This is a genomic window from Bacillus sp. SW14, from assembly GCF_047608225.1.
Taxonomy (GTDB): domain Bacteria; phylum Bacillota; class Bacilli; order Bacillales; family Bacillaceae; genus Bacillus; species Bacillus subtilis_G.
This window is the reverse complement of the sequence record NZ_JBLKRW010000001.1, coordinates 3,017,040-3,043,437: the sequence shown is the minus strand read 5'-3', so window position 1 is coordinate 3,043,437 and position 26,398 is coordinate 3,017,040. Positions and strand designations below refer to the sequence as shown.

Sequence of the window (26,398 nt, the reverse complement as noted above, 5' to 3'; positions counted from 1 at the left end):
TTCTAAAAGCTATCATACCATACAAAAAGCGAAGGGGGAATCCAATTTTAGAAGAAAAATGAGGTGACAAAAGAGTCTGATTCGATACACTTTAAATAAAACAAAAAACATCGAATGGTATAATAGCCAAAACTCATAAAGGCTAGGACTTTACCTTATTCGTTTCTTTTCTTTTTACATAAGATAGCGTGAGATGAAGTGTGAAAGGAGGCGGGCAAGCGATGGGAATAACGGAAAGGTACTTTCAATTGGGAACGGAGCAGAATGTGATTCATCTGCCCTATCGCCCAAACGGCTTTGGCATCTTTATCTTGGGGGACAGAACCCACTTTGTCGGGAATGATTCAAGCTTTTGGCTGCAGCATTACGGCAGAAATCAGCTTCTGAACATGCTGAGGAATGAAGGATACACTCTTTTTAACAGCAATCTCTACGGAAGGCATTGGGGAGCGAAAAAAGCGGTCGCCTATGCCAAACAGCTGATACATTCCGTTCTGAAGCAGGAAATACTCAATCCGAAGATTCATATTTTAGCAGAAGGAATGGGTGCTCTCGTGGCCGATGAACTGCTTCGTTTTTCCCCGGATCATATCCGTTCAGCCGCAATGTTGAATCCTTGTCTCGATCTTCAGGCTCATTATGAATCAGAGAAAGAAAATAAATTTTTCTATAAGCAATTTTTGAAAGAGGTATCGGAAAGCTGCGGAATAACTGAAAAAGAAGCGGAAGCGTTCCGTTACAAAACAATTGAAAGCTATCCGAGCGGCGTGCCGGTTCATATATGGCAGCGAATGACCGGAGCGCCCTATCCATACAGCGTACATGCGGAAGCATTCAAGGAACAACAGCAAAAGCGAGGTTCACCAGTCGACATGACATTTTACTTATTTGAGCATCCAAGCAGAATTTATGCATCAATCTGCAAATTCTTTCACAGTCATGAAAAAGAGCTATAGAGAATACAATAACAACAGCCTTCTCTTTTGCGGAGGCTGTTTTGCTTTGGAAATGAAAAACCGGAAAGGCGGCAGATGCAATGGAATCAACGCTGATTGTAGGTGCGGACGAATTTTTCGGCCTTTCATTATGCGAGCGAATGATGGATGAAGGCATACATGTTGACGTTATTCTGGCGGAAACAGAAGATGAAATGAGACAAATGTACTTAGAAGAAAGACTCTTGTGGCTTGGGAGAAATGGACTCTTTCGCCAGCTTGAACGCATTGGAGATCAAAAATATGATACAATTTGTATCCAGTTCGGCGGCTTTTTGCCTTTAGACCAATTTGACTCCCCCTATATATTAGTATATGAACAAGACCGAAAAGAATGGGAAAAACGTGAAAAGGCAGGCTCAGAAAAAGCGGTGATCCTGCCGAAAATGTATGGGCCGTGGAAAGAAGAAACCGAGGAAGACGGCTGTTACACAGACGATGTGGCTGAGGAGCTGCTGAGGTTCCTGCTTGAACCAAGCCGCGAAAAAAGCAAAGATCAGATTTTCGATTTGCAAGTCACAGAAAAAACCTCAAAAGAAGAAGCGAAAACAAAAATAATCGAGTGGAAAAGACAATTTTCATCAATTTTCGACAAATATTAAGAAAAACCTTCCATGTTTCGAGTTTTCTAGATACAATAAACGTATAAAAATGATACATGTTATAGCTTGTCAAAAGGAGTTGAACATGACTTGATCACAAGGCTTGTCATGATCTTTTCTGTCCTCCTTTTATTAAGCGGATGTGGACAAACTCCGTTTAAAGGAAAAATTGAGAAGGTCGGCATGCTCTTTCCTGATACGATTAACGATCTCGTATGGGGCACAAAAGGGTATAAAGGATTACTGAATATACAATCAAAATACAATGTGGACGTCTACTATAAAGAAGGCGTAAAAACAGATGAAGATATCATAAATGCGATTGAGGATTTTCATAAGCGGGGCGTCAATCTTCTCTATGGCCACGGGAGTGAATATGCAGAAGTGTTTAACTTGGTCAGCGAAGATTATCCGGATATGGAATTCGTCATTTCAAATGCGAAAGCGAAAGGCGATAATGTGACGAGTGTCCATTTCAGCGGCGAAGCAATGGGCTTTTTTGGAGGAATGACAGCTGCCCATATGTCGAAAACAAATCAGGTCGGCGTCATTGCTTCCTTTACGTGGCAGCCAGAGGTTGACGGTTTTATCAAAGGGGCCAAATATGAAAATCCGGATATAGAAGTAAACACGAAATATACGGCTCATTGGGATGATGATACGACGGCAGTAAAGCTTTATCAAAAAATGAAGAACGAAGGCGCGGATGTTGTGTATCCCGCTGGAGACGGGTATAATGTTCCTGTCATTCAGCAAATCAAAAAAGACGGCCTCTATGCCATCGGCTACGTCACAGATCAATCAGAACTGGGTGAGAATACCGTATTAACCAGCACGGTGCAAAATGTGGACAAGGCCTATGAAATCATAGCTGAGCAATTCAACAAAGGCTCCCTTGAAGGCGGCGATCATTACTACGACCTGAAAACCGGAGTTGTTGAAATGGGAACATTCAGCCCGCTAGTCGATAAAGACTTTCAGCATACAATCGCCAAGCTGATCAAAACGTACAACAAAACAGGCGAACTGCCAAAAAACGAGTAATGGAGTGACGTCATATGCAGCATGAAAAATCACTGGAGTTCTTGCAAATTGCCATGAAATATCTTCCTGAAGCGAAAGAACAGCTTGAAAAATCAGGCATTGAGCTGTCAATGGAGGCCATACAGCCGTTTATGAATCTTTTTACCACGGTAATGGCTGAAGCTTATGAGCTTGGCAAGTCCGACGCAAAATCTGAAACCGAATAAGAAGAAGCCACTTTTTTGAAAGTGGCTTTTCACATGATTTTCTTTTTAATAGCGGAAATCATAGGCGCAAGCTCCTTTAAAGCGGGCTTGATTTGATCAACAGAGTTCATAATTGAACCGATTTGGTCCATAATATGCATGTAATGAATCGTCTCTTCTTCGTTTGTCTGGGAAACCTCCTCTTGCTGTTCTTCCTTCTCTGCTGTTTGTTTTGCGGAATCGCCGAACATCATCTTTGAAAACACATCCAACTGCATACGCCTCCTTTCTATATACAATACTCTATGAATAAGATGAACTGATAGTTTAGACGAATATATTGCCATGTGAAAAAAAATAGGATAGAATTAGTACCTGATACTAATAATTGATCACAACTGATTGATCTTCTAAATTTACAATATAAAGGAGTCTTCCCTTATGAAAGCTGGAATACTTGGTGTTGGTCGTTACATTCCTGAGAAGGTTTTAACAAATCATGATCTTGAAAAAATGGTTGAAACTTCTGATGAGTGGATTCGTACCAGAACAGGAATAGAAGAAAGAAGAATTGCCGCAGATGATGTATATTCATCACATATGGCTGTTGCAGCAGCGAAAAAGGCGCTGGAACAAGCTGAAGTCGCGGCAGAGGATCTGGATATGATCCTGGTGGCAACTGTTACACCTGATCAGTCATTCCCTACGGTCTCTTGTATGATTCAAGAAGAACTAGGCGCGAAGAAAGCGTGCGCTATGGATATCAGCGCGGCTTGTGCGGGCTTCATGTACGGGGTAATAACCGGTAAACAATTTATTGAATCCGGAACCTATAAGCATGTTCTTGTTGTCGGTGTAGAAAAGCTCTCAAGCATTACAGACTGGGAAGACCGAAATACAGCAGTTCTGTTTGGAGACGGAGCAGGCGCTGCGGTAGTCGGACCAGTCAGTGATGACAGAGGAATTCTTTCATTTGAACTAGGAGCAGACGGCACAGGCGGTCAGCACTTGTATCTGAATGAAAAAGGACATACAATCATGCATGGACGAGAAGTTTTCAAATTTGCAGTCCGCCAAATGGGAGAATCATGCGTAAATGTCATTGAAAAAGCCGGACTCTCAAAAGAGGACGTCGACTTTTTGATTCCGCATCAGGCGAACATCCGCATTATGGAAGCCGCTCGCGAGCGTTTAGAGCTTCCTGTCGAAAAGATGTCTAAAACCGTTCATAAATATGGAAATACTTCTGCCGCATCCATTCCGATCTCTCTTGTAGAAGAATTGGAAGCCGGTAAAATCAAAGACGGCGATGTGGTCGTCATGGTAGGGTTCGGCGGAGGATTAACATGGGGCGCCATTGCAATTCGCTGGGGCCGCTAAAAAAAGGTGAGGTGCACACTAGATGAGTAAAAAAAGAGTAGTTGTTACAGGACTTGGAGCATTATCTCCGCTTGGCAACGACGTTGATACAAGTTGGAATAACGCAATCAACGGTGTGTCCGGAATCGGTCCGATCACTCGTGTTGATGCTGAAGAATATCCGGCAAAAGTAGCTGCTGAATTAAAAGACTTCAATGTTGAAGATTATATGGATAAAAAAGAAGCCAGAAAAATGGACCGCTTCACACAATATGCGGTCGTAGCTGCGAAAATGGCGGTTGAAGACGCGGATCTTAACATTACCGATGAGATCGCGCCGAGAGTCGGCGTTTGGGTAGGCTCCGGTATTGGAGGACTTGAAACACTAGAGTCTCAATTTGAAATCTTCTTAACGAAAGGCCCGAGACGAGTAAGCCCGTTTTTCGTGCCAATGATGATTCCGGATATGGCGACAGGGCAGATTTCCATTGCATTAGGAGCAAAAGGGGTTAACTCTTGTACGGTTACAGCATGCGCTACAGGAACGAACTCCATCGGTGACGCGTTTAAAGTCATTCAGCGCGGTGATGCAGATGTTATGGTCACAGGCGGAACAGAAGCGCCGCTGACAAGAATGTCATTCGCGGGCTTCAGCGCCAACAAAGCGCTGTCTACTAATCCAGATCCGAAAACAGCAAGCCGCCCGTTCGATAAAAACCGAGATGGCTTTGTCATGGGTGAAGGTGCAGGGATTGTTGTTCTTGAAGAACTTGAACATGCTCTGGCCCGCGGCGCTAAGATTTACGGAGAAATTGTAGGCTACGGCTCAACGGGAGACGCTTATCATATCACAGCGCCGGCCCAAGACGGTGAAGGTGGAGCGAGAGCAATGCAAGAAGCCATTAGAGATGCGGCCGTTTCTCCTGAAGACATTGATTATATCAATGCTCACGGGACAAGCACGTATTACAATGACAAATACGAAACAATGGCGATTAAAACCGTTTTCGGCGAGCATGCCCATAAACTTGCGGTAAGCTCTACAAAATCGATGACAGGCCACCTCTTAGGAGCAGCTGGCGGAATTGAAGCGATTTTCTCTGTGCTTGCCATTAAAGAAGGTGTGATCCCGCCGACAATCAATATTCAAACACCAGACGAAGAATGCGATTTAGATTATGTGCCTGATGAAGCCCGCAGACAGGATCTCAATTATGTTCTAAGCAACTCATTGGGATTCGGCGGACACAATGCAACATTAATCTTTAAGAAATACCAATCATGATCACGCCACACCGGCTGCCCTAAAGGGTAGCCGGTTTTTTTGTGTGCGCATAGGATAAAAAGAGGAGGCGATCACATATGAGTGTGGAACAAACATACAGCTGGCTCGGGAAGGCCGCGTCAATAGATGATTTGGCGCATTACATTGTCCCGCTTTTTTCAGGTGTGGAGAAAAAGAACTGGAAAGGCATTCTGGGGCACCTTCAGCATCATGGAATGTTTAAAAACATAAAAGAGGGCATCCATACTGCTTCCGAGCTGAAAGAAAAAGGTTTTTTTGAGCATATTCAAAAAGAAGAACAGTACCTTAAAAACAAATGGCTAGGTCCCGATGTGCCGATTGTCACACTGCCGGTTGACGAACGAAACAGGAGAATCCGTTTAGAATTCGGATCAAAATCAGGACTCGCTTTTCAAGACAAAATGTTCCTCTTTCTCTCGTCAGAGTTGGATTTTGCGTCCGTATCTGCCCTGATGACACATGAATATCATCACGTTTGCAGGTTAGATCATCTGACAAAAGATGAAAAAGATGTCACATTACTTGATACAATCATCATGGAAGGGCTTGCAGAATATGCTGTTTATGAGAGGTTCGGCCGAAGTCAAACGGCTGAATGGGCATCTTGGTATACCCCGGAGCAGTTGCAGGCTTTATACGAGAAAAAAATTGCACCTAACCAGGATATCAAACGGGACAATCGATTATTCTCACAGCTGTTATTCGGCAAAGGATATCAGCCAAAAATGCTTGGATACGCAGTCGGATTCAATATAGTAAAAAAATATTTAACAGCCAACAAAGCAAACACGGCAGACGGACTGTCCATTCCTGCTGAAACCTTTTTGAATGCAACGCTTTAAAAGAATAAAATAATGGAATTTCGTTAATAATATTACATTTATCCTAAAAAATTCTTGATTTTGCAAAATGATTGTAATAATATACAACTATAAAATTTTTCGATAATTCATTATTATTTATTATTTCTGAATAAAGGGATTGCTTTCTCTTGAAAATGTTTGACAACAAGAGGGGGAAAGGGGAGCTAGCATGGGCACACTTTTAGAAGTGAATAATTTAAAGACTTATTTTTTTAGGAAAAAGGAGCCGATCCCTGCGGTTGACGGAGTCGATTTTCACATCAGCAAAGGGGAAACCGTAGCGCTTGTAGGTGAATCGGGCTCCGGAAAAAGCATTACTTCTTTATCCATTATGGGCCTCGTCCAAAGCTCAGGCGGAAAAATCATGGACGGCTCTATTAAACTCGAAGACAGAGACCTCACATCATTCACTGAAAATGACTATTGCAAAATCCGCGGAAACGAAGTATCTATGATCTTTCAGGAACCAATGACCTCCCTTAATCCGGTGTTAACAATCGGAGACCAAATTACCGAAGTGCTGATTTACCATAAAAACATGAAGAAAAAAGAAGCCCGCCAAAAAGCTGTTGAACTCTTGCAGATGGTCGGTTTCTCCCGGGCAGAGCAAATGATGAAGGAGTATCCGCACCGGCTGTCCGGCGGAATGAGGCAGAGGGTAATGATTGCCATCGCACTCAGCTGCAATCCTAAACTGCTCATTGCCGATGAACCCACGACAGCGCTGGATGTGACAATACAATCCCAAGTTTTGGAACTCATGAAAGATCTTTGTCAGAAGTTCAACACGTCAATTCTTCTCATCACACACGACTTAGGTGTCGTGTCGGAAGCAGCTGACAGAGTAATTGTCATGTACTGCGGACAAGTCGTGGAAAACGCCACCGTCGACGACTTATTTTTAGAACCGCTTCATCCTTACACAGAAGGCCTGCTGACGTCGATTCCCGTCATAGATGGAGAGATTGATAAATTAAATGCGATTAAAGGCAGCGTGCCGACACCGGATAACCTGCCGCCGGGGTGCCGTTTTGCCCCAAGGTGCCCGAAAGCCATGGATAAATGCTGGACAAATCAGCCTTCGCTTTTGACGCACAAAAGCGGAAGAACGGTGAGATGCTTTTTATATGAGGAAGAGGGTGCCGAACAATCATGACTGCAGCTAATCAAGAAACAATCTTAGAGCTACGTGACGTAAAAAAATACTTCCCAATCCGCTCAGGCTTTTTTCAGAGAAAAGTCGGCGATGTAAAAGCGGTGGACGGTGTTTCATTTTCGTTAAAAAAAGGAGAAACACTCGGGATCGTTGGAGAGTCGGGTTGCGGAAAATCGACTGCCGGCAGGACGATGATTAGGCTGTACAAACCGACAGAAGGCCAAATCCTATTTAAAGGGCAGGATATCTCCAATTTGTCAGAGGAGAAGCTGCGGAAAAGTGTCCGCAAAAATATTCAAATGGTTTTCCAAGATCCGTTTGCTTCTTTGAATCCAAGAAAAACGCTGCGTTCTATCATTAAGGAGCCGTTACATACGCACCACATGTATACGATGCGTGAACGAAACGAAAAAGTCGAAGAACTGCTTGCGAGAGTAGGCCTCCACCCGTCGTTTGCCAGCCGTTATCCCCATGAATTTTCCGGCGGCCAGCGTCAGCGGATCGGGATCGCCAGAGCGCTCACTTTGAATCCGGAACTGATCATCGCAGATGAGCCGGTTTCCGCACTTGATGTATCCATTCAGGCCCAAGTGATTAACTTAATGGAAGAATTACAGGAAGAATTTAATCTGACGTATCTATTTATCTCTCATGATCTAAGTGTCGTCCGCCATATCAGCGACAGAGTCGGAGTGATGTATCTTGGCAAAATGATGGAACTGACCGGCAAGCATGAGCTTTACGACCATCCGCTACACCCTTACACCCAAGCTCTTCTATCATCCGTTCCGGTTACAAGAAAAAAAGGATCTGTCAAACGTGAACGCATCGTCCTGAAGGGAGAACTGCCAAGTCCGGCCAATCCGCCAAAAGGCTGCGTTTTCCACACAAGATGTCCTGTTGTAAAGCCGATTTGCAAGGAACAAATACCAGAATTCAAAGAAGCTGCTCCCAGCCATTTTGTGGCTTGTCACCTTTATAGCTAATGTTGCCCGCACAGCTTTGAGAGGGGGTATGCACACTACATAAACAACAGCTGAGAAGAACGAACATTTCAAGAGGGGGAATATTGAATGAAAAGACGGAAAACCGCACTGATGATGCTAAGTGTATTGATGGTTCTGGCCATCTTTTTATCGGCCTGCTCGGGATCAAAATCGAGCAGCAGCAGTGAGAAAAAATCAAACGGAAAACCGCAGCAAGGCGGGGATTTGGTTGTGGGTTCAATCGGAGCGCCAACACTTTTCAACTCACTATATTCAACTGATGAATCGAGTACAGATATTGAACAAATGATTTACAGCTTTTTAACAAAAACAGATGAAAACTTAAATGTCAAAATGTCACTGGCGGAAAGTGTGAAAGAGCTGGATGGCGGACTGAAATATGATGTGAAAATCAAAAAAGGCGTTAAGTTCCATGACGGAGAAGAGCTTACTGCCGATGATGTGGTCTTTACGTACAACATTCCATTGAACAAGGATTACAAAGGAGAGCGCGGCTCGAACTTTGAAATGCTGAAATCGGTAGAGAAAAAGGGAGATTACGAGGTTTTATTTACACTGAAGTACAAAGACCCTAACTTCTATAACAACACGTTAGACAGCTACGGAATTCTGCCGGAGCACATTTTAAAAGATGTACCGGTTGCAGAGCTTGAGGATAATGACTTTAATAGAAAAAATCCAATCGGCTCGGGTCCTTTCAAATTTAAGGAATGGAAAGACGGGCAATACGTCAAGCTTGTTGCCAATGATGACTACTATGACGGCCGTCCGTATTTAGACAGTGTCACGTATAAAATCATTCCTGACGCCAATGCTGCGGTTGCCCAGCTTCAAGCGGGAGATATCGATTTCTTTAACGTGCCTTCAACGGACTATAAGACAGCGGAATCGTTTAATAATGTCAAAGTCGTTACAGATTTGGCGCTGAGCTACGCGTATATCGGCTGGAATGAGAAAAACGAGCTGTTTAAAGACAAAAAAGTTCGCCAGGCGCTTACGACAGCTTTAGACCGTGAAACAATGGTGCAAACCGTATTGGATGGTGACGGTGAGGTCGCTTACATCCCGGAAAGCCCTGCTTCATGGAATTACCCGAAAGATGTAGAGGTTCCTAAATTTGAATACAATGTGAAAAAAGCGAAGAAGATGCTGAAAGAAGCCGGCTGGGAAGATACTGACGGTGACGGTTTCTTAGATAAAGACGGCAAAAAATTCGAGTTTACACTGAAAACGAACCAAGGGAACAAAGTTCGTGAAGACATTGCAGTTGTTGTCCAAGAACAGCTGAAGAAAGTCGGGATTAAAGTAACGCCGCAAATCGTGGAATGGAGCGCGTTAGTCGAACAGACAAGTGCCCCTAACTGGGACTATGACGCAATGGTTTTAGGGTGGAGTTTGTCCACGTTCCCGGATCATTACGATATCTTCCATTCAAGCCAGTCTAAAAACGGCTTGAATAATATGTGGTACAAAAACCCTGAAGTTGATAAGCTTCTCAAAGATGCAAAATCAATCAGTGACCGTAAGGAATATTCTAAAGCCTATGAAAAAATTTATCAAAAGCTTGCTGAAGACCAGCCGTACACCTTCCTTTATTATCCGAACAACCATATGGCGATGCCGGCTAATTTAGAGGGTTATGTGTATCATCCGAAACGCGAGCTGTACCAAATTGAAAAATGGTGGCTTGCCCAATAAATTTCCCTTGCAGGGGAGGGAGCGCGTTTCCTTCCCCTTTAATTTTGAAAAAGAACAACGAAGGGGACAAGAATATGGTTACATATATCATTCGAAGAACGCTATCTTCGATTCCTATTTTATTGGGAATTACAATTTTGTCTTTCGTTATTATGAAAGCCGCTCCGGGAGATCCGATGACGCTTATGATGGACCCGACGATCAGCCAGGCAGACAGGGCGCAGTTTATTGAAAAATACGGCCTCAACGATCCTGAGTACGTTCAATATTTAAAATGGCTCGGCAATATGGTTCAAGGGGATTTCGGCACGTCCATCATCAGAAAAGGGACGCCTGTTTCAGAACTGATTTTAGCACGGCTGCCCAACACACTCCTCTTGATGCTGGTGTCAACGATATTGGCGCTGATCATTTCCATCCCATTCGGAGTCATTTCTGCAAAAAAACCTTATTCGAAGCTGGACTACGGTATTACGTTTACTTCATTTATCGGTTTGGCGATCCCGAATTTTTGGTTCGGACTGATTTTAATTATGGTGTTTGCCGTGAATCTCGGCTGGTTCCCGACCGGGGGAGTTGCAACGCTTAACGTGGATTTTAGTTATGTAGACCGGATTCATCATTTGCTTTTACCCGCTTTTGTACTGGCGACAGCTGATATGGCAGGCTTAACGAGATATACAAGATCCAATATGATCGATGTTTTAAACCAAGACTATATCCGGACTGCCAGATCAAAAGGTTTCAAAGAGAATCGAGTATTGTTTAAGCATGGCTTGCGGAATGCGCTATTGCCTGTTATTACGATCTTCGGTTTAATGATTCCCTCCTTTATCGGCGGAGCGGTTGTCGTAGAGCAGATTTTCACTTGGCCGGGGTTAGGAAAGCTGTTTGTCGATTCGGCATTCCAGCGCGATTATCCGGTTATCATGGCAATGACTGTGATCTCGGCGGTTCTTGTCGTTGTCGGAAACCTCATTGCAGACATCCTTTACGCGATTGTTGATCCGCGGATCGAATATTAAAAGGAGGGAAACAGAGATGTCAGAGCTGCAAACAACTCCCTCGCCGGAGATCAGGCTGAAAGAAAATATTTCGAAAAAACCAGAGACGATGACCAAGATCTTCTGGGACAAATTCTCGAAAAACAAACTGGCCATTCTAGGTGCCGTCATTCTGTTTATCATTATTATGTCGGCTGTTTTCGCTCCTTTAATTGCGCCTTATCCCCAAGAGCAGCAAAGCCTGCTTGATAAATATAAGGCGCCGGGCCTTGAACATCTGATGGGAACAGATAAATTCGGCCGAGATATTTTCAGCCGAATCTTGTATGGGGCGCGTGTCTCTTTATTGGTTGGTTTTGCGTCAGTAGTCGGTTCGATTTTGATCGGAACGGTTTTAGGGGCGTTAGCGGGATATTTCAGAGGAATAGTCGATGCTGTCATTATGCGTCTAGTCGATATTGTATTATCTATTCCTGATATCTTCTTGCTGATCACGCTAGTTACCATCTTCAAGCCCGGTGTGGACAAACTGATTTTAATTTTCTGTCTAACCGGCTGGACCACAACAGCCCGGTTAGTAAGAGGAGAATTCTTATCGCTACGTTCAAGGGAATACGTTCTGGCTGCTAAAACAATCGGAACGAAGACGCACAAAATTATCTTTTCACATATTCTCCCCAATGCGTTAGGACCGATTATTGTGTCAGCAACATTAAAGGTAGGTTCAGTTATTCTCGCTGAGTCAGCGCTGAGCTACTTAGGCTTCGGGATTCAGCCGCCAATCGCAAGCTGGGGAAATATGCTTCAAGACGCACAAAATTTCACAGTGATGATTCAGGCATGGTGGTACCCATTATTTCCCGGGCTATTTATTTTAATGACCGTTTTATGCTTTAACTTTGTCGGTGATGGCCTGCGAGATGCACTGGATCCGAAAAATATTAAATAAAAATGAAAACAATATTTGTTGCAAAATATAACGAAAACAGAAGAAAAGCAGATCTCTTTTTGTCAGAAAATCTACAAAGAGATCTGCTTTTTGTGATTCTTATATTAACCCAGCGATTCCAGATTTCCTCAATTTCTTTGGAATAATTTCTCTGCCCCTTGCCTATACTGTGGACAACAGTTTTTATAAAAGTGAGGGGTTAGAGATGTTATTTCTTCATGATGTGTGGGTCAATTGGTTTGAAGGGGAAGAAAATGGCTACAATGTTTGCCACTTTCACGAATGGCGCAAGGAAGATACGGTTGAGCTTTTGGATCAGGTGCCGCTGTTAAGGGTGCCGTCGGTACTGTTTCATTACATAGAAAACGATTTATCTGAGCTTCCTAAAGATTTGCTTGAAGATATACATCAGAAATCGTACATTCGGAAAAATCATGAGCGGACAAAGCTTGAGTATTGTTTTGTCGTAACAGACGGAATCGGCATTTTGGCTGTTGACACAATCGGCTACACGATCCCTGTCAGAAAAAGCCGTCTGATCCCAAGACAGGAGCAGCTCGTTTATGAAATGGTAAAAGATGTAGAGCCTGAAACATATGAATTTGAGCCAAAGAAGCTCGAATCCTCTAAAGAATATCACATTTTATCATTAGCACCAGAGCACGTCAGAGGGCTGACAAGAAAAGAACGGCAAATCAAGCAGTTGATGTTTATGGCGCTAGACCAATTAAAAGGGCTGGAAAACCGCGCTGAAATCGGCTACTGGTACACAGAATGGAACCCGCATATGTATGAACAAATCAAACGGATGAGCTTTGAAGAGATTTGGGACATGCTGTATAACGAAACAATTGAAGGCTGGTCGGACAAGCATTTGGCTTTTTGTGAAAACCTGATAAAAGGACAGCCTTTTTTCGAAAAGCTATGGGAAATGGAAAACGAATCAAAGGTAAACTGAAAAAAACCGCTCTTTGCCAAGAGCGGTTCAGCGTGTCGATAAACCCTCGCATTCGTTGTCAGGCCTGCGCGTCGGTGCTCACGAATTCCTACATTCGCTGTGCTCCGATGCTCGCCCTTCCTAGATTTCAAGGGTTTTCAATCACGCTGAAAAGACGACAAAGTCCTAAAACGAAAACCGTTTTAGGACTTTGTCTACAATCTGAAAAACCGCTCTTTGCCAAGAGCGGTTTTTTGAATTAGCGTCTTTTTCGGCCAAGACCCATGGCGTTCTCCATTTTTTTCAGCATTTTGTTCGCTGTCCGGTTCGCACGTTCCGCGCCTTCATCGAGAATACGGTCTAATTCATCAGATTCAATCAGTTCATGATAGCGATCCTGAATCGGTTTTAATGCGTTAACCACGACTTCTGCCAAATCCCCTTTAAACTCGCCGTAGCCTTTCCCTTCGTATTTAGCTTCAAGCTCTTGAATCGTCGTATTGCCGAGGATTGAATAAATTGTAAGAAGGTTGGAAACGCCCGGTTTGTTTTCCTTATCAAATGTCACAATGCCCTCAGAATCTGTCACAGCGCTTTTGATTTTCTTTTCAAGAAGCTTTGGTTCATCCAGCAAGGTAATATAAGATTTCTGGTTCGGATCGGATTTGCTCATTTTCTTCAGCGGATCATTAAGAGACATGATGCGTGCGCCGACTTTTGGAATTTTCACTTCCGGAACCGTAAAGATGTCGTTATATTTTTTGTTGAAGCGTTCTGCGAGATTCCGTGTCAGCTCAAGGTGCTGCTTTTGATCCTCGCCGACAGGCACAAGATCGGTTCCATACAGCAGAATATCAGCGGCCATCAGCGGCGGGTACGTTAGCAGGCCGGAGACGACAGCTTCATTGCCTTTGGACTTGTCTTTAAATTGAGTCATCCTTTCGAGCTCGCCGATATACGCGACACACTGCATCATCCATCCGGCCTGCGCATGCGCGGGAACCTCTGATTGAATAAACAATGTTGCTTTTTCTGGATCAAGCCCGACAGCTAAGTATAGCGCCGCCAGACTGCGGATATTCTTTCTGAGCTGAATCCGGTCTTGAGGCACAGTGATAGCATGCTGGTCCACGATGCAAAAATAGCTGTTATAATCATTTTGCAGTTCGACAAATTGCTTCATTGCACCGATATAGTTGCCGAGCGTAACAGATCCGCTTGGCTGAATACCTGAAAAAATCGTTTGTTTCATGAAAACATCAACCTCATTTCTTAAAACATAATAAAAAGGCTCATTCTTCCCCTGTAAAAAAGGGACGAATGAACCGTGGTGCCACCCTGATTATTCCATTAAAATGGAATCACTCTGACGTTTTTAACGGAGACTGCTCCGGCTGAGCCTACTTTTTCGGATTCGGTCAGCTGCTCCAAAGTCCATTCCACATTGCCTGTTATCTGCTCCCAGCACCGCAGACTCTCTTCAAACAGGTGAAATGTGTACTACTCTTTTTCATAGCACGCTTTTCTTTTGATTGCTTCATTATAAATCAATTATAACCAATTGTCATCATGAAAAAACATTCTTTTCCCAGTAACATGGTAATGATATAAAAATCACGGACGCGCCGCAAATCCCTAAATGATAACAGCTATCAGCTTAAAAACGGCCAGATATTATATGTAAAAAGCAATATGGGAAGAAAACTGATTAAATAGTTTTTAATCAATTTATGCTTTAAATGGTAGAAGGATATTATGTTCGTGGAAGAAAAACTAACGAAGTTCAAATATTTTAAATTGATAAAATAATATTGCAATAAATTATTTGTTTCATTATAATGAACTTGTTCACTCTATTGTTACAGCTTTTTTACAAAAATAATCAGAAAAGACGGAACAGAATAAAAGTTATGGAAACACAGGTTCATTTGTCTGATATTTCTGAGGATTTAGCCGTAATGAGCTGAAAAAATTATATTAGGGGGTTTGCGAATATGAAAAAACGTTGGTCGATTGTCACGTTGATGCTCATTTTCACTCTCGTGCTGAGCGCTTGCGGCTTTGGCGGCAGCGGATCAAACGGTGAAGGAAAAAAGGACAGTAAAGGAAAGACGACACTTAACATTAATATTAAAACTGAGCCGTTCTCCTTACATCCGGGATTGGCAAATGATTCAGTATCAGGCGGTGTCATCCGTCAGACTTTTGAAGGATTGACACGCATCAATGCAGAAGGAGAGCCTGAAGAAGGCATGGCTTCTAAAATTGAAACGAGCAAAGATGGAAAGACATATACGTTCACTATTCGTGATGGCGTGAAATGGTCAAACGGCGATCCTGTAACAGCACAAGATTTTGAATATGCTTGGAAATGGGCGCTTAATCCTAATAACGAATCACAATATGCTTACCAGCTTTACTACATAAAAGGTGCTGAAGCGGCGAATACCGGCAAAGGCAGTCTTGATGATGTGGCAGTAAAAGCTGTAAATGACAAAACGCTGAAGGTTGAATTAAATAACCCGACTCCATACTTCACTGAATTAACGGCGTTCTATACGTATATGCCGATCAACAAGAAAATTGCAGAGAAAAATGATAAGTGGAACACAAATGCCGGAGACGATTATGTTTCAAACGGGCCGTTCAAAATGACGGCATGGAAACACAGCGGATCGATTACTCTTGAGAAAAATGACCAGTATTGGGAACAAGACAAAGTCAAACTGAAGAAAATTAAAATGGTTATGATCAACAATAACAATACAGAACTGAAAAAATTCCAAGCTGGTGAACTTGATTGGGCTGGTTTGCCGCTCGGACAGCTTCCGACTGAATCGCTCCCTACTTTGAAAAAAGATGGTTCTTTACATGTTGAGCCGATGGCAGGTGTGTATTGGTACAAATTCAATACTGAAGCGAAACCATTAGACAACGTCAATATCCGTAAAGCATTATCTTATGCGATTAACCGCCAATCAATTGTTAAAAATATTACACAAGGTGAACAAATCCCGGCAATGGCTGCGGTGCCGCCGACAATGAAAGGATTTGAAGATAACAAAGAAGGCTACTTCAAAGACAACGATGTCAAAACGGCAAAAGAATACCTTGAAAAAGGCCTGAAAGAAATGGGCCTAAGCAAGGCATCTGACCTGCCAAAAATCAAATTGTCTTATAACACTGATGACGCGCATGCGAAAATCGCTCAAGCCGTACAAGAAATGTGGAAGAAAGATTTAGGCGTGAATGTTGAGCTTGATAACTCAGAATGGAATGTATATATTGATAAGCTTCACACCCAAGATTACCAAATCGGCCGTATGGGCTGGCTTGGCGACTTCAACGACCCTATTAACTTCCTTGAATTGTTCCGTGACAAAGACGGAGGAAATAACGATACTGGATGGGAAAATCCAGAATTCAAAAAGCTCCTGAATCAGTCACAAACTGAAACAGATCCAACAAAACGTGCAGAGCTGCTGAAAAAAGCAGAAGATATTTTCATTGATGAAATGCCGGTTGCGCCAGTTTATTTTTATACGATTCCTTGGGTGCAAGACGAAAATCTGAAAGGAACCATCCTTACTGGAACCGGAGAAATTTATTTCAGAAATGCGTACTTTCAATAAGCCTTATTTGTGAAAACAATAACCTCAAGGTATATGGGGACCTATTTCCCATATACCTTTCTTACTGAAAGAGTATAAAAATGTAAAAACCATGGAGGTGTTCCCCCTTGCTAAAATATATCGGAAGACGCTTAGTCTATATGATTATCACATTATTTGTGATTGTAACTGTGACATTCTTCTTAATGCAGGCAGCACCGGGCGGGCCATTTTCAGGTGAGAAAAAGCTTCCGCCTGAAATTGAAGCAAACTTAAATACGCATTACGGCTTGGACAAGCCGCTGTTTGTACAATACGCCAGTTATTTGAAATCAGTTGCAATGTGGGATTTCGGACCGTCATTTAAATATAAAGGTCAGAGTGTTAACGACCTGATCAGTTCAGGTTTCCCCGTTTCATTCACTCTCGGGGCAGAAGCTATTCTCCTCGCTTTAGCGTTTGGTGTATTGTTTGGGGTCATAGCAGCTCTTTACCATAATAAGTGGCAGGATTATACCGTCGCGATTTTAACGATATTCGGTATCTCAGTTCCGAGCTTTATCATGGCGGCTGTTCTGCAATATGTGTTCTCCATGAAGCTTGATCTGTTTCCCGTTGCGGGCTGGGAGTCCTGGGCATACACCTTTTTGCCTTCAATCGCACTTGCTTCCATGCCGATGGCGTTTATTGCCAGACTTTCCCGTTCAAGCATGATCGAAGTGTTAAACAGTGATTATATTCGCACAGCGAAAGCAAAAGGGCTGTCCCGTCCAGCAGTTACAGTGCGGCACGCCATCCGAAACGCGCTTTTGCCAGTCGTTACATACATGGGCCCGATGGCCGCGCAGGTCTTAACGGGAAGCTTTATTATTGAAACGATTTTTGGGATCCCGGGGCTGGGGTCACACTTCGTAAACAGTATTACAAACCGCGATTATACAGTCATTATGGGTGTAACGGTATTCTTCAGTGTCATCTTACTATTGTGTGTATTAATTGTAGATGTGCTATACGGCATTATTGATCCAAGAATCAAGCTTTCCAAAGCAAAGAAAGGAGCCTAGGCCATGCAAAACATTCCGAAAAACCTGTTTGAACCAGCCGCAGCGAATGCCGGCGATGCAGAAAAAATCAGTAAAAAGAGCCTTTCCCTCTGGAAAGATGCGATGCTTCGCTTCCGCAGCAATAAGCTTGCAATGGTCGGGCTTATCATTATTGTTCTCATTATCCTTATGGCGATTTTTGCGCCGCTGTTCTCAAAGTATGATTATTCGACTACTAATCTCTTAAATGCGGATAAGCCGCCTTCAAAAGACCATTGGTTCGGAACAGATGACCTTGGACGGGACATTTTCGTCCGTACATGGGTAGGTGCGCGAATCTCAATCTTTATCGGTGTAGCGGCCGCTGTTCTTGATTTGCTGATCGGCGTGATTTGGGGAAGCATTTCAGGCTTCCGCGGAGGCAGAACGGATGAAATTATGATGCGGATCGCCGATATCCTTTGGGCAGTTCCTTCATTATTAATGGTCATCTTACTGATGGTTGTTCTGCCGAAAGGGCTATTAACCATTATTATTGCCATGACCATTACGGGCTGGATTAATATGGCCAGAATTGTACGCGGTCAAGTGCTGCAGCTGAAAAATCAGGAGTATGTGCTTGCTTCACAGACACTCGGCGCAAAAACATCCCGTCTGCTGTTTAAACATATCGTGCCAAACGCGATGGGTTCCATTTTGGTTACGATGACATTGACAGTTCCGACTGCGATTTTTACAGAAGCCTTTTTAAGCTATTTGGGACTTGGTGTTCCGGCTCCGCTGGCAAGCTGGGGAACGATGGCTTCTGACGGATTGCCTGCATTGACCTATTATCCGTGGCGTTTATTCTTCCCTGCCGGTTTCATCTGCATTACGATGTTTGGCTTTAACGTGGTCGGCGACGGATTAAGAGACGCATTGGATCCTAAGTTACGTAAATAAGGGAGTGATACGGGTGACACGCCTATTAGAAGTAAAAGATTTAGCGATTTCATTTAAAACATATGGCGGAGAGGTTCAGGCGATCCGCGGGGTGAATTTCCATCTGAATAAGGGAGAGACGCTGGCCATCGTCGGAGAATCAGGTTCCGGAAAAAGTGTGACCTCTCAAGCGATCATGAAGCTGATTCCAATGCCTCCGGGTTATTTTAAGCGCGGTGAGATCTTGTTTGACGGAAAGGATCTGGTGCCGCTGTCCGAAAAAGAGATGCAAAATGTCCGTGGGAAAGATATCGGGATGATATTCCAGGATCCGATGACCTCTTTAAATCCGACGATGAAGGTCGGTAAACAAATTACGGAAGTTCTTTTTAAACACGATAAGATTTCAAAGCAAGCGGCGAAAAAACGCGCAATTGAACTGTTGGATTTAGTCGGTATTCCGATGCCGGAAAAACGGGTCAATCAATTTCCGCACGAATTTTCAGGCGGGATGAGACAGCGGGTTGTCATTGCCATGGCCCTTGCGGCGAATCCGAAGCTTCTGATCGCCGATGAGCCGACAACCGCTCTTGATGTAACGATACAAGCGCAAATTCTCGAATTGATGAAGGATTTGCAAAAGAAAATTGACACATCCATCATCTTTATCACACATGATCTTGGTGTCGTGGCCAACGTTGCTGACCGGGTCGCTGTCATGTACGCGGGACAGATTGTAGAAACCGGCACAGTAGACGAGATTTTCTACGATCCGAGACATCCGTATACGTGGGGTCTGCTTGCATCCATGCCGACACTGGAAAGTTCAGGAGAGGAACAGCTGACTGCAATTCCGGGCACGCCGCCTGATTTGACAAACCCGCCAATAGGAGATGCTTTTGCACTGCGGAGCTCTTACGCGATGAAAATCGATTTTGAACAGGAGCCGCCAATGTTTAAGGTATCTGATACTCATTATGTCAAATCGTGGCTGCTTCATCCTGACGCGCCGAAGGCAGAGCCGCCTGAAGCGGTAAAAGCGAAAATGCGTAAACTGGCAAATACGTATGAAAAACCCGTCTTAGTGAGAGAAGGTGAATGAATTGACTGAGAAACTATTAGAAATCAAGCATTTAAAACAGCATTTTGTCACGCCGAAAGGAACGGTAAAGGCTGTAGACGATTTGTCATTTGATATCTATAAAGGTGAAACATTAGGGCTGGTTGGTGAATCTGGCTGCGGTAAATCGACAACAGGCCGAAGCATTATCCGGCTGTACGAAGCAACCGATGGCGAGGTGCTGTTCAATGGCGAAAATGTGCATGGGAAAAAATCACGGAAAAAGCTGCTTGAATTCAACCGCAAAATGCAGATGATTTTCCAAGATCCATATGCATCCCTGAATCCGAGAATGACAGTTGCTGATATTATTGCTGAAGGCCTCGATATTCATAAACTGGCGAAAACGAAAAAAGAGCGGATGCAGCGGGTCCATGAACTCTTAGAGACAGTCGGATTAAACAAGGAGCACGCAAACCGCTATCCGCATGAATTTTCCGGCGGCCAGCGCCAAAGAATCGGGATTGCCAGAGCCCTTGCCGTTGATCCGGAATTTATTATCGCGGATGAGCCGATTTCTGCTTTGGATGTATCCATTCAGGCGCAGGTCGTGAATTTAATGAAAGACCTGCAAAAAGAAAAAGGGCTCACATATCTGTTTATCGCCCATGATTTATCGATGGTCAAATACATCAGCGACCGCATCGGAGTGATGTATTTCGGTAAACTTGTTGAGCTTGCGCCAGCAGATGAGCTTTATGAAAATCCGCTTCACCCATATACAAAGTCATTGCTTTCGGCGATTCCGCTTCCCGATCCGGATTACGAGAGAAATCGCGCCCGCCAGAAATACGATCCGTCTGTCCATCAATTAAAAGATGGGGAAACGATGGAATTCCGTGAAGTTAAACCGGGACATTTTGTGATGTGCACTGAAGCGGAATTTAAAACGTATTCATGATTCATCAATCCTTCAAGAGAAATCTCTTGAAGGATTTTTTGCGCCATTATAGAAAGTGAAAATTATAACATTTACAATTAGAGGAAAAAGCGGAGGCGAAATACGATTCAATTTCTGCATAACAAAAATGTTTTTGCGCTGCTGCTGTCTCAATCCCTTCAATCTTTAGCAGGAGTCCTTGTCACAATTGTTTTAATGGTCCGGGTTTATCAAATGACCGATTCCGTCTTTTTGGCGGGCCTTGTTTTATCGTTCATGTCGTTTGCGAGTATAGCAGCAAGCTTTTGCATCTCTGCGGTGCTTCGCAATCTCGGTTTTAAAAAGGTGCTTGCGGGCGCAAATCTGCTGAGAGCGGTCTTTGCGATACTGATGGCTTTTAGCGTCAGTCATCACGGACAGGTTTTCTTTTGGATAACGCTGCTGTTTGTGTTCTTTTTTTCTTTCGCGGGCGCCTTTTTTCAGCCGGCAAGATTTGCGCTGCTGCCGATGATCGTGCCAAAAGAGCAATATGTGAAAGCGAATGGCGTGATCTCCCTCTCAAACCAGTTGTTTCTAACAGCAGGCTGGGGGCTGGGAGGCCTTCTGACGTATGCCGTACCTTTTGAACTCGTTGTCGGTGCAGCCATTTGCCTGTTTGTTCTTTCGGGGGCTTCGATTTGTTTGCTACAAGTAAATGAAGAAGCGGCTGATGGCACAGCTGAATCAGCATCTGCCAGAAGTATATGGAAGGATGTAATGGTCATTCCTATTGTAAGAGACATTACTCTAATGGACATAATAGAAGCTTTGGCGGGTTCTGTTTGGTCATCTGCTATTCTCCTCGCATTTACTGCGGCTGTTTTGCATGAAACAGAGGTGTGGTGGGGGATGTTTAACGCTTCTTATTTTATAGGTGCCATTGTGGGCAGCGTGATTGCCATTCGCTTTTCTGCTTTTTTTGAGCGGAAAATGGGGTTTGCCATTATGTTCAGCTCGCTAGTCATGTCGGTGCTGACCCTGTTGTTCTCATTTTCTCCCATCCCGTTTTTATGCGCTCTCGCTTGTGCTGCAATGGGGCCTTTTTATCAGGTGCGTGATATTTGCCAGGAAACCGTGCTGCAGGAGGTCATCCCGGAACAGAAGCGTATCGGGATCATGGCTGCCAAAAATGCGATTTTGACTCCTTGGTCAGGCGTCACCTACTCCATTATGGGGCTCGTGGCTGATGCGGCTGGTGCGAAAACGGTTTTTATCACAGCTGCCGCACTATATGGCATGACCTTTTTTATCGCATTGGCGCAGCCCCGGCTGCTTCATTATAAGAGAGAAACCCGCACTCCATGAGACCTTTTTGCATACACTTCACAATGAACCGAGCACCTGGCTGAAAAAAAATGAAACCAAGGCGGAAGTTCGTACGTCTTTATAGATGTAAAGCTGTTTAAACAAGAAGAAATGGGGTATATCTAAAAGTATGAAGACAATGAACTCATAAGGAGCAAATCAATGAACTGGTATGAAAAGCTTAGCGAGTACTTTCCAATTGAAGAAATGAAATCAAAAGCGCATATGGAAGCTCTTTTGAAAGAGCGGAGCGATGTTTATCATAAAGATGAAGGCAAACATCATATCTTAATGTTTGCGGAATTCGATTCTTTTATCTTCGTTGATTATCTGTATGTGTCTAAGGATGCAAGAGGGCAGGGGCTTGGCGGCAAATTGATCGCGAAGCTGAAAAAGAAAAATAAGCCGATATTGCTTGAGGTGGAGCCTGTGGATGAAGATGATGCTGATACAGAAAAACGCCTGAGATTTTATCAAAGAGAGCATTTCAACCATGCTCAGTCAATTGGGTACCGGCGCCGGTCATTGGCTACGAATGAAGTAAACAAGATGGAGATTCTGTACTGGTCACCGAAAACAGAATCAGAAGAAGAAATTCTTGAAGCCATGAAACAGACATATGAAAAAATTCATACTTATAAAGATGAGAAATGGTACGGGGAATCATACGAAAAAACGGATGAGGTCCTGGAACTCATTGATGAAGAAAAACAAAAAAATATTTTCGATCAGTTAGACTAATTGAGAATCAGAACATATCATTGAAATTAAAAATTTGCTGGATTGACACATTTTTTTCTTAGGATACTGTTCACACTTACTTTTTTATAGTATAATACCTATAAAGATTCCTTTTTTAGAGTAATTTCAATTTAAGAATAAAATAGATGTTCATCCTACTAATTAGAGGAGTGAAGATGAATGGTTACACTATACACATCACCAAGCTGTACTTCATGCAGAAAGGCGAGAGCGTGGCTGGAGGAGCACGATATTCCATTTGAAGAAAGAAACATTTTCTCTGAACCTTTATCAATTGATGAAATAAAACAAATTCTGCGAATGACTGAGGACGGAACAGATGAAATCATCTCCACCCGTTCAAAAGTATTCCAAAAACTGAATGTGAACGTTGAATCTATGCCGCTGCAAGATTTGTACAGCTTGATCAACGAGCACCCAGGTTTGCTTCGCCGTCCGATCATTATCGACGAAAAACGTTTGCAAGTTGGATATAACGAAGACGAAATCAGACGTTTCCTGCCAAGAAAAGTCCGCTCTTTCCAATTAAGAGAAGCGCAGCGTTTGGCAAACTAATAGATCGTATCATCAAAAGAAGGCTGAGTCATCAGCCTTCTTTTATTTTTCTACCTGCTGATAATAAATACTCGCCAGGATAACAAACGCGACCGTTAAAATGGGGAGGAGCGTTTCAATTGCGCCGTGCTGCGCCATGAAAAAAGACAGCTTTTTGTCCCTGACAATCATTTCCCCGCCAGTATAAGCAAGCAGCCCGCTTCCCGCGTAAATCAGGAGCGGGATTTTCCCAAGTGCAATGTGGATGAGTTTACTGCCCCAAATAATAACTGGCACCGATACACACAAACCGATGATAACAAGAGAAAATTCACCGTGTGACGCTCCGGCGACTGCTATGACGTTGTCCAGCGACATAAAGAGATCTGCAAGCACAATCGTTCGTATCGCTCTCCACAGAGAGGTGCTGCTTTTGATGTGCTGGGTGTCTTTTTTTTCAATCAGCAGCTGATATCCTAAATACAGCAGGAAAATGCCGCCGGCGCACTGCAAGAAAGGAATGTTCAAAAGATATACCGCTGCGCTTGTTAATCCGATTCTCATGGCAACGGCGATAAATGTTCCGAGAAGAATGGCTTGCTGTCTTTGCTTGTCCGGCAAATTTCTGCTGGCCATGGCAATGACGACCGCATTATCTCCGCCGAGGATCAGGTCGATCCCCACAATCATAAGCAGAGAAATTAGATAGTCATGCTCCATGAATCGGCACCTCGCTTTCGTTCCATCGCTTGTACTACTACTATATGAGACGGGTTGTATTTTATGATATCAGCCGCAGATATGCCGTTTTTTGGGCAAAGGTGCATTTTTATTTCTTTTGCGGCGGTTTTATCATAAAATAGAAAGACAAAGGAATTCACACTGGCCTTGCTTCAAGGTTAAGATGTGGACGGAATGGGTAAAGTGTAGTAAAGTACTATTAATCGGGAGCTTAGATGTCCCTTCAACATCTTATATAGAAGGGAAGGTTGGCAAATGGAAATTGAAAGAATTAACGAGCATACAGTAAAATTTTATATGTCTTACGGAGATATTGAAGATCGCGGTTTTGACAGAGAAGAAATTTGGTATAACCGTGAGCGCAGTGAAGAACTTTTCTGGGAAGTCATGGATGAAGTTCATGAGGAAGAGGAATTCGCTGTGGAAGGCCCTCTTTGGATTCAAGTTCAGGCACTGGACAAAGGATTGGAAATTATCGTCACAAAAGCCCAGCTTTCCAAAGACGGACAAAAGCTCGAACTGCCGATTCCTGAGGATAAAAAGCAAGAACCAGCATCTGAGGATCTGGACGCCTTGCTGGATGATTTCCAGAAAGAAGAGCAAGACGTCAATCAGGAAGAGAAGGAGCAAAAGCTTCAATTTGTCTTGCGGTTTGGCGATTTTGAGGATGTTATTTCTCTATCTAAATTAAACGTTAACGGAAGCAAAACGACTTTATATTCGTTTGAGAACCGATATTATTTATATGTGGATTTTGGCAATATGACTGATGAAGAGGTTGAAAATCAGCTAAGCATCCTGTTGGAGTACGCAACTGAATCCTCAATCAGCATACACCGTCTTGAAGAATACGGCAAGCTGATTATTTCAGAGCATGCTCTAGAAACGATAAAAAAACACTTTGCATCATAAAAAACCGATTTCTTTTCAGAAATCGGTTTTTTTATGCGCTGATATGCCATTTTTGAGATGTGAAATCGAAAAACTGGCATACGTGTGAAACAGGCAACGAGCAGGAGTCGGTCAATCTTTCCAGAAAGTATACCTCATCTGGAAAGGAGAGATGACAATTGTTTAGTGCTGTGACTGAAGATGGCCAAATGTTTCACCTTCTAGGCGCTCAGCGAAGCCAGAAATTAAAGCGGGGACGATTCTTCTGCCCGGTATGCGGGGGAGAGCTTGATGTAAAGCTTGGACTTCAAAAAGCGCCGCATTTCGCTCATAAACAGAACAAGTCCTGTTCGATAGACGCAGAACCGGAAAGCGCCTACCACTTAGAAGGAAAAAGACAGCTGTATGTATGGCTGAAAACGCAACAGGCATCTCCAGTATTAGAACCGTATATCAAGAACATCAATCAACGACCCGACATCATGGCAAAGATCAAGAGGCGCATGCATGCTGTTGAGTATCAATGTGCCACTCTTGCTCCAGATGTCTTTCAAAAGCGGACAGAGGGCTTCAAACAAGCAGGAATCATTCCGCAGTGGATTGTTGGAGGCAGCCGCTTAAAAAGAACATCGCCATCTTTTTATCAGCTAACCGCTTTCCATTGGCAGTTTATTCATGACCATCCTCACCGCGAGCTTTTATTTTATTGCCCCGAAACACGCTTTTTTCACCGGCTCAGCTCTAGTATACCGTTTTACACCAACCATTCTTTTTGCATCGTACAAACGATTCCTATCCACCAGGCATCTGCAAGAGATCTCTTTTTTGCTGAATCTAAATCCTCATTGCGTTATGACAACTGGATGAAGGCTATTCATCGTTTTCGCCATAAACCTCATCGGTTCATCTCAAAAGAAACAAATCGCCTCAGGCTGCTGTTTTATGAGAAACGGCAGACGCCCCTTTCTTTTCTTCCGACTGAAGTGTTTGTCCCTGTTACAAAAGGGGCCGTTTTTAGAAGTCCTGTTTTTGTGTGGCAGGGGTTTCTTTATCTGTTTATAACAGATCTAGGGCATAAACGCGCGCCAATTCGCTTTTCAGCCGTTTTACAGCAGTGCAAACTGCACATCCATAAACAGAACATTGCGCTCAGATACGAATGCAGCGAAGATTGTCTTTCTGAAGCCGTTAAACAGTACATTGATTTTTTGTGCAAGAAGGGATTTTTAAGGGAGACTCAGAAAGAAGTATATATGCTGAATCAGCCTGCAGAGGGCGGACGCTCATTACAGGAACTCTTAGAAAGAGACCGCAGCTGTTTTATAGAATGAGTTTGTCTCATTTGGCTCACCCTAAGACAAAAGGTGGTGGGCTGGCTTTGAGAGGCACAAAAGGAAAGGTTTTTCGAGTTTTTACTGCTTTTTTGGCATTCGTTCTCTTCATTAC

The 26,398-nt window shown here is 43.4% G+C and carries 27 protein-coding genes and 1 other annotated feature; of the genes, 24 read left to right on the top strand and 3 right to left on the bottom strand.

Annotation, left to right across the window (positions count from 1 at the left end):
• The first annotated feature begins 221 nt into the window (after nucleotides 1–221).
• The 4 genes from ACMX2I_RS15760 to comZ all read left to right on the top strand — a co-directional run bounded on the left by ACMX2I_RS15760 (nucleotide 222) and on the right by comZ (nucleotide 2,847).
• Nucleotides 222–956 carry a hypothetical protein gene (locus ACMX2I_RS15760; protein WP_414957426.1) on the top strand — a complete coding sequence of 245 codons (735 nt, stop codon included), beginning with the start codon at nucleotides 222–224 and terminating at the stop codon, nucleotides 954–956.
• 80 nt (nucleotides 957–1,036) lie between these two features.
• A complete protein-coding gene (locus tag ACMX2I_RS15755; RefSeq protein ID WP_414957425.1) occupies nucleotides 1,037–1,597 on the top strand; it encodes a hypothetical protein in 561 nt (186 codons plus the stop codon).
• Nucleotides 1,598–1,687: 90 nt separating this feature from the next.
• The gene (med, locus tag ACMX2I_RS15750; RefSeq protein WP_414957424.1) at nucleotides 1,688–2,641 is read left to right on the top strand and encodes a transcriptional regulator Med; all 954 of its coding nucleotides are present in this window, start codon (nucleotides 1,688–1,690) and stop codon (nucleotides 2,639–2,641) included.
• A 14-nt stretch (nucleotides 2,642–2,655) separates the two neighbouring features.
• Nucleotides 2,656–2,847, top strand: a complete 192-nt coding sequence (comZ, locus tag ACMX2I_RS15745; RefSeq protein ID WP_003224559.1) for a ComG operon transcriptional repressor ComZ — start codon at nucleotides 2,656–2,658, stop codon at nucleotides 2,845–2,847.
• 29 nt (nucleotides 2,848–2,876) lie between these two features.
• Here the strand turns inward: comZ and ACMX2I_RS15740 are convergent, their stop codons facing one another.
• Nucleotides 2,877–3,104 (bottom strand): hypothetical protein, encoded by a 228-nt coding sequence (locus ACMX2I_RS15740; RefSeq protein ID WP_333518213.1) that lies wholly within the window; start codon nucleotides 3,102–3,104, stop codon nucleotides 2,877–2,879.
• 163 nt (nucleotides 3,105–3,267) lie between these two features.
• Here ACMX2I_RS15740 and fabH point away from each other — a divergent pair, with 163 nt between their 5' ends.
• The 9 genes from fabH (at nucleotide 3,268) to ACMX2I_RS15695 (ending at nucleotide 13,126) form a co-directional block, all read left to right on the top strand.
• Nucleotides 3,268–4,206, top strand: a complete 939-nt coding sequence (fabH, locus tag ACMX2I_RS15735) for a beta-ketoacyl-ACP synthase III (protein WP_087993448.1) — start codon at nucleotides 3,268–3,270, stop codon at nucleotides 4,204–4,206.
• A gap of 22 nt (nucleotides 4,207–4,228) precedes the next feature.
• Nucleotides 4,229–5,470: a beta-ketoacyl-ACP synthase II gene (gene fabF, locus ACMX2I_RS15730; RefSeq protein WP_087993447.1), complete on the top strand. Its 1,242-nt coding sequence runs from the start codon at nucleotides 4,229–4,231 to the stop codon at nucleotides 5,468–5,470.
• A 77-nt stretch (nucleotides 5,471–5,547) separates the two neighbouring features.
• The gene (locus tag ACMX2I_RS15725; RefSeq protein ID WP_414957423.1) at nucleotides 5,548–6,333 is read left to right on the top strand and encodes a DUF2268 domain-containing protein; all 786 of its coding nucleotides are present in this window, start codon (nucleotides 5,548–5,550) and stop codon (nucleotides 6,331–6,333) included.
• A gap of 190 nt (nucleotides 6,334–6,523) precedes the next feature.
• Entirely contained in the window at nucleotides 6,524–7,510 is a 987-nt protein-coding gene (gene appD / locus ACMX2I_RS15720) for an oligopeptide ABC transporter ATP-binding protein AppD (RefSeq protein ID WP_087993445.1), read from the top strand.
• On the top strand, nucleotides 7,507–8,496 hold the full coding sequence (gene appF / locus ACMX2I_RS15715) for an oligopeptide ABC transporter ATP-binding protein AppF (protein ID WP_414957422.1): 990 nt from the start codon (nucleotides 7,507–7,509) through the stop codon (nucleotides 8,494–8,496). The genes appD and appF overlap by 4 nt, the downstream gene beginning before the upstream one ends.
• An 87-nt stretch (nucleotides 8,497–8,583) precedes the next feature.
• Nucleotides 8,584–10,215 carry a peptide-binding protein gene (locus ACMX2I_RS15710; protein WP_414957421.1) on the top strand — a complete coding sequence of 544 codons (1,632 nt, stop codon included), beginning with the start codon at nucleotides 8,584–8,586 and terminating at the stop codon, nucleotides 10,213–10,215.
• A 74-nt stretch (nucleotides 10,216–10,289) separates the two neighbouring features.
• On the top strand, nucleotides 10,290–11,240 hold the full coding sequence (locus ACMX2I_RS15705; RefSeq protein ID WP_414957420.1) for an ABC transporter permease: 951 nt from the start codon (nucleotides 10,290–10,292) through the stop codon (nucleotides 11,238–11,240).
• Nucleotides 11,241–11,256: 16 nt separating this feature from the next.
• Nucleotides 11,257–12,168, top strand: a complete 912-nt coding sequence (appC, locus tag ACMX2I_RS15700; RefSeq protein WP_148964284.1) for an oligopeptide ABC transporter permease AppC — start codon at nucleotides 11,257–11,259, stop codon at nucleotides 12,166–12,168.
• A gap of 205 nt (nucleotides 12,169–12,373) precedes the next feature.
• Nucleotides 12,374–13,126: a YjbA family protein gene (locus ACMX2I_RS15695; RefSeq protein ID WP_087993441.1), complete on the top strand. Its 753-nt coding sequence runs from the start codon at nucleotides 12,374–12,376 to the stop codon at nucleotides 13,124–13,126.
• Nucleotides 13,127–13,364: 238 nt separating this feature from the next.
• On the opposite strand, the gene trpS is transcribed toward ACMX2I_RS15695, so the two are convergent.
• Complete coding sequence (gene trpS / locus ACMX2I_RS15690; protein WP_087993440.1) at nucleotides 13,365–14,357, bottom strand: tryptophan--tRNA ligase; 993 nt, start codon at nucleotides 14,355–14,357, stop codon at nucleotides 13,365–13,367.
• A gap of 57 nt (nucleotides 14,358–14,414) precedes the next feature.
• Nucleotides 14,415–14,628 (bottom strand) — a binding site (T-box leader).
• Nucleotides 14,629–15,099: 471 nt separating this feature from the next.
• On the opposite strand from trpS, the gene oppA reads away from it, so the two are divergent.
• The 8 genes from oppA (at nucleotide 15,100) to spx (ending at nucleotide 23,341) form a co-directional block, all read left to right on the top strand.
• Entirely contained in the window at nucleotides 15,100–16,737 is a 1,638-nt protein-coding gene (gene oppA / locus ACMX2I_RS15685; RefSeq protein ID WP_414957419.1) for an oligopeptide ABC transporter substrate-binding protein OppA, read from the top strand.
• 107 nt (nucleotides 16,738–16,844) lie between these two features.
• Entirely contained in the window at nucleotides 16,845–17,780 is a 936-nt protein-coding gene (gene oppB, locus ACMX2I_RS15680) for an oligopeptide ABC transporter permease OppB (protein WP_010329376.1), read from the top strand.
• A 3-nt stretch (nucleotides 17,781–17,783) separates the two neighbouring features.
• Complete coding sequence (gene oppC / locus ACMX2I_RS15675) at nucleotides 17,784–18,701, top strand: oligopeptide ABC transporter permease OppC (RefSeq protein ID WP_087993437.1); 918 nt, start codon at nucleotides 17,784–17,786, stop codon at nucleotides 18,699–18,701.
• Nucleotides 18,702–18,705: 4 nt separating this feature from the next.
• Nucleotides 18,706–19,782, top strand: a complete 1,077-nt coding sequence (oppD, locus tag ACMX2I_RS15670; RefSeq protein ID WP_414957418.1) for an oligopeptide ABC transporter ATP-binding protein OppD — start codon at nucleotides 18,706–18,708, stop codon at nucleotides 19,780–19,782.
• A 1-nt stretch (nucleotide 19,783) separates the two neighbouring features.
• Nucleotides 19,784–20,701 (top strand): oligopeptide ABC transporter ATP-binding protein OppF, encoded by a 918-nt coding sequence (oppF, locus tag ACMX2I_RS15665; RefSeq protein WP_414957417.1) that lies wholly within the window; start codon nucleotides 19,784–19,786, stop codon nucleotides 20,699–20,701.
• A gap of 105 nt (nucleotides 20,702–20,806) precedes the next feature.
• On the top strand, nucleotides 20,807–22,024 hold the full coding sequence (locus tag ACMX2I_RS15660; protein ID WP_414958344.1) for an MFS transporter: 1,218 nt from the start codon (nucleotides 20,807–20,809) through the stop codon (nucleotides 22,022–22,024).
• A gap of 162 nt (nucleotides 22,025–22,186) precedes the next feature.
• Nucleotides 22,187–22,765: a GNAT family N-acetyltransferase gene (locus ACMX2I_RS15655; RefSeq protein WP_414957416.1), complete on the top strand. Its 579-nt coding sequence runs from the start codon at nucleotides 22,187–22,189 to the stop codon at nucleotides 22,763–22,765.
• A gap of 180 nt (nucleotides 22,766–22,945) precedes the next feature.
• Nucleotides 22,946–23,341 (top strand): transcriptional regulator Spx, encoded by a 396-nt coding sequence (spx, locus tag ACMX2I_RS15650; RefSeq protein WP_087993432.1) that lies wholly within the window; start codon nucleotides 22,946–22,948, stop codon nucleotides 23,339–23,341.
• A gap of 42 nt (nucleotides 23,342–23,383) precedes the next feature.
• Here spx and ACMX2I_RS15645 read toward each other — a convergent pair whose 3' ends face one another.
• Nucleotides 23,384–24,040, bottom strand: coding sequence for a TerC family protein (locus ACMX2I_RS15645; protein ID WP_414957415.1), 657 nt, complete (start codon nucleotides 24,038–24,040; stop codon nucleotides 23,384–23,386).
• A 184-nt stretch (nucleotides 24,041–24,224) separates the two neighbouring features.
• On the opposite strand from ACMX2I_RS15645, the gene ACMX2I_RS15640 reads away from it, so the two are divergent.
• From ACMX2I_RS15640 to ACMX2I_RS15630, 3 genes are all read left to right on the top strand, one after another.
• Nucleotides 24,225–24,350 carry a hypothetical protein gene (locus ACMX2I_RS15640; RefSeq protein ID WP_120698858.1) on the top strand — a complete coding sequence of 42 codons (126 nt, stop codon included), beginning with the start codon at nucleotides 24,225–24,227 and terminating at the stop codon, nucleotides 24,348–24,350.
• Nucleotides 24,317–24,973 (top strand): adaptor protein MecA, encoded by a 657-nt coding sequence (gene mecA / locus ACMX2I_RS15635; RefSeq protein WP_087993430.1) that lies wholly within the window; start codon nucleotides 24,317–24,319, stop codon nucleotides 24,971–24,973. Before ACMX2I_RS15640 ends, mecA begins: the two co-directional genes overlap by 34 nt.
• Before the next feature lie 158 nt (nucleotides 24,974–25,131).
• Entirely contained in the window at nucleotides 25,132–26,283 is a 1,152-nt protein-coding gene (locus tag ACMX2I_RS15630) for a competence protein CoiA family protein (protein ID WP_414957414.1), read from the top strand.
• Nucleotides 26,284–26,398 lie beyond the last annotated feature (115 nt).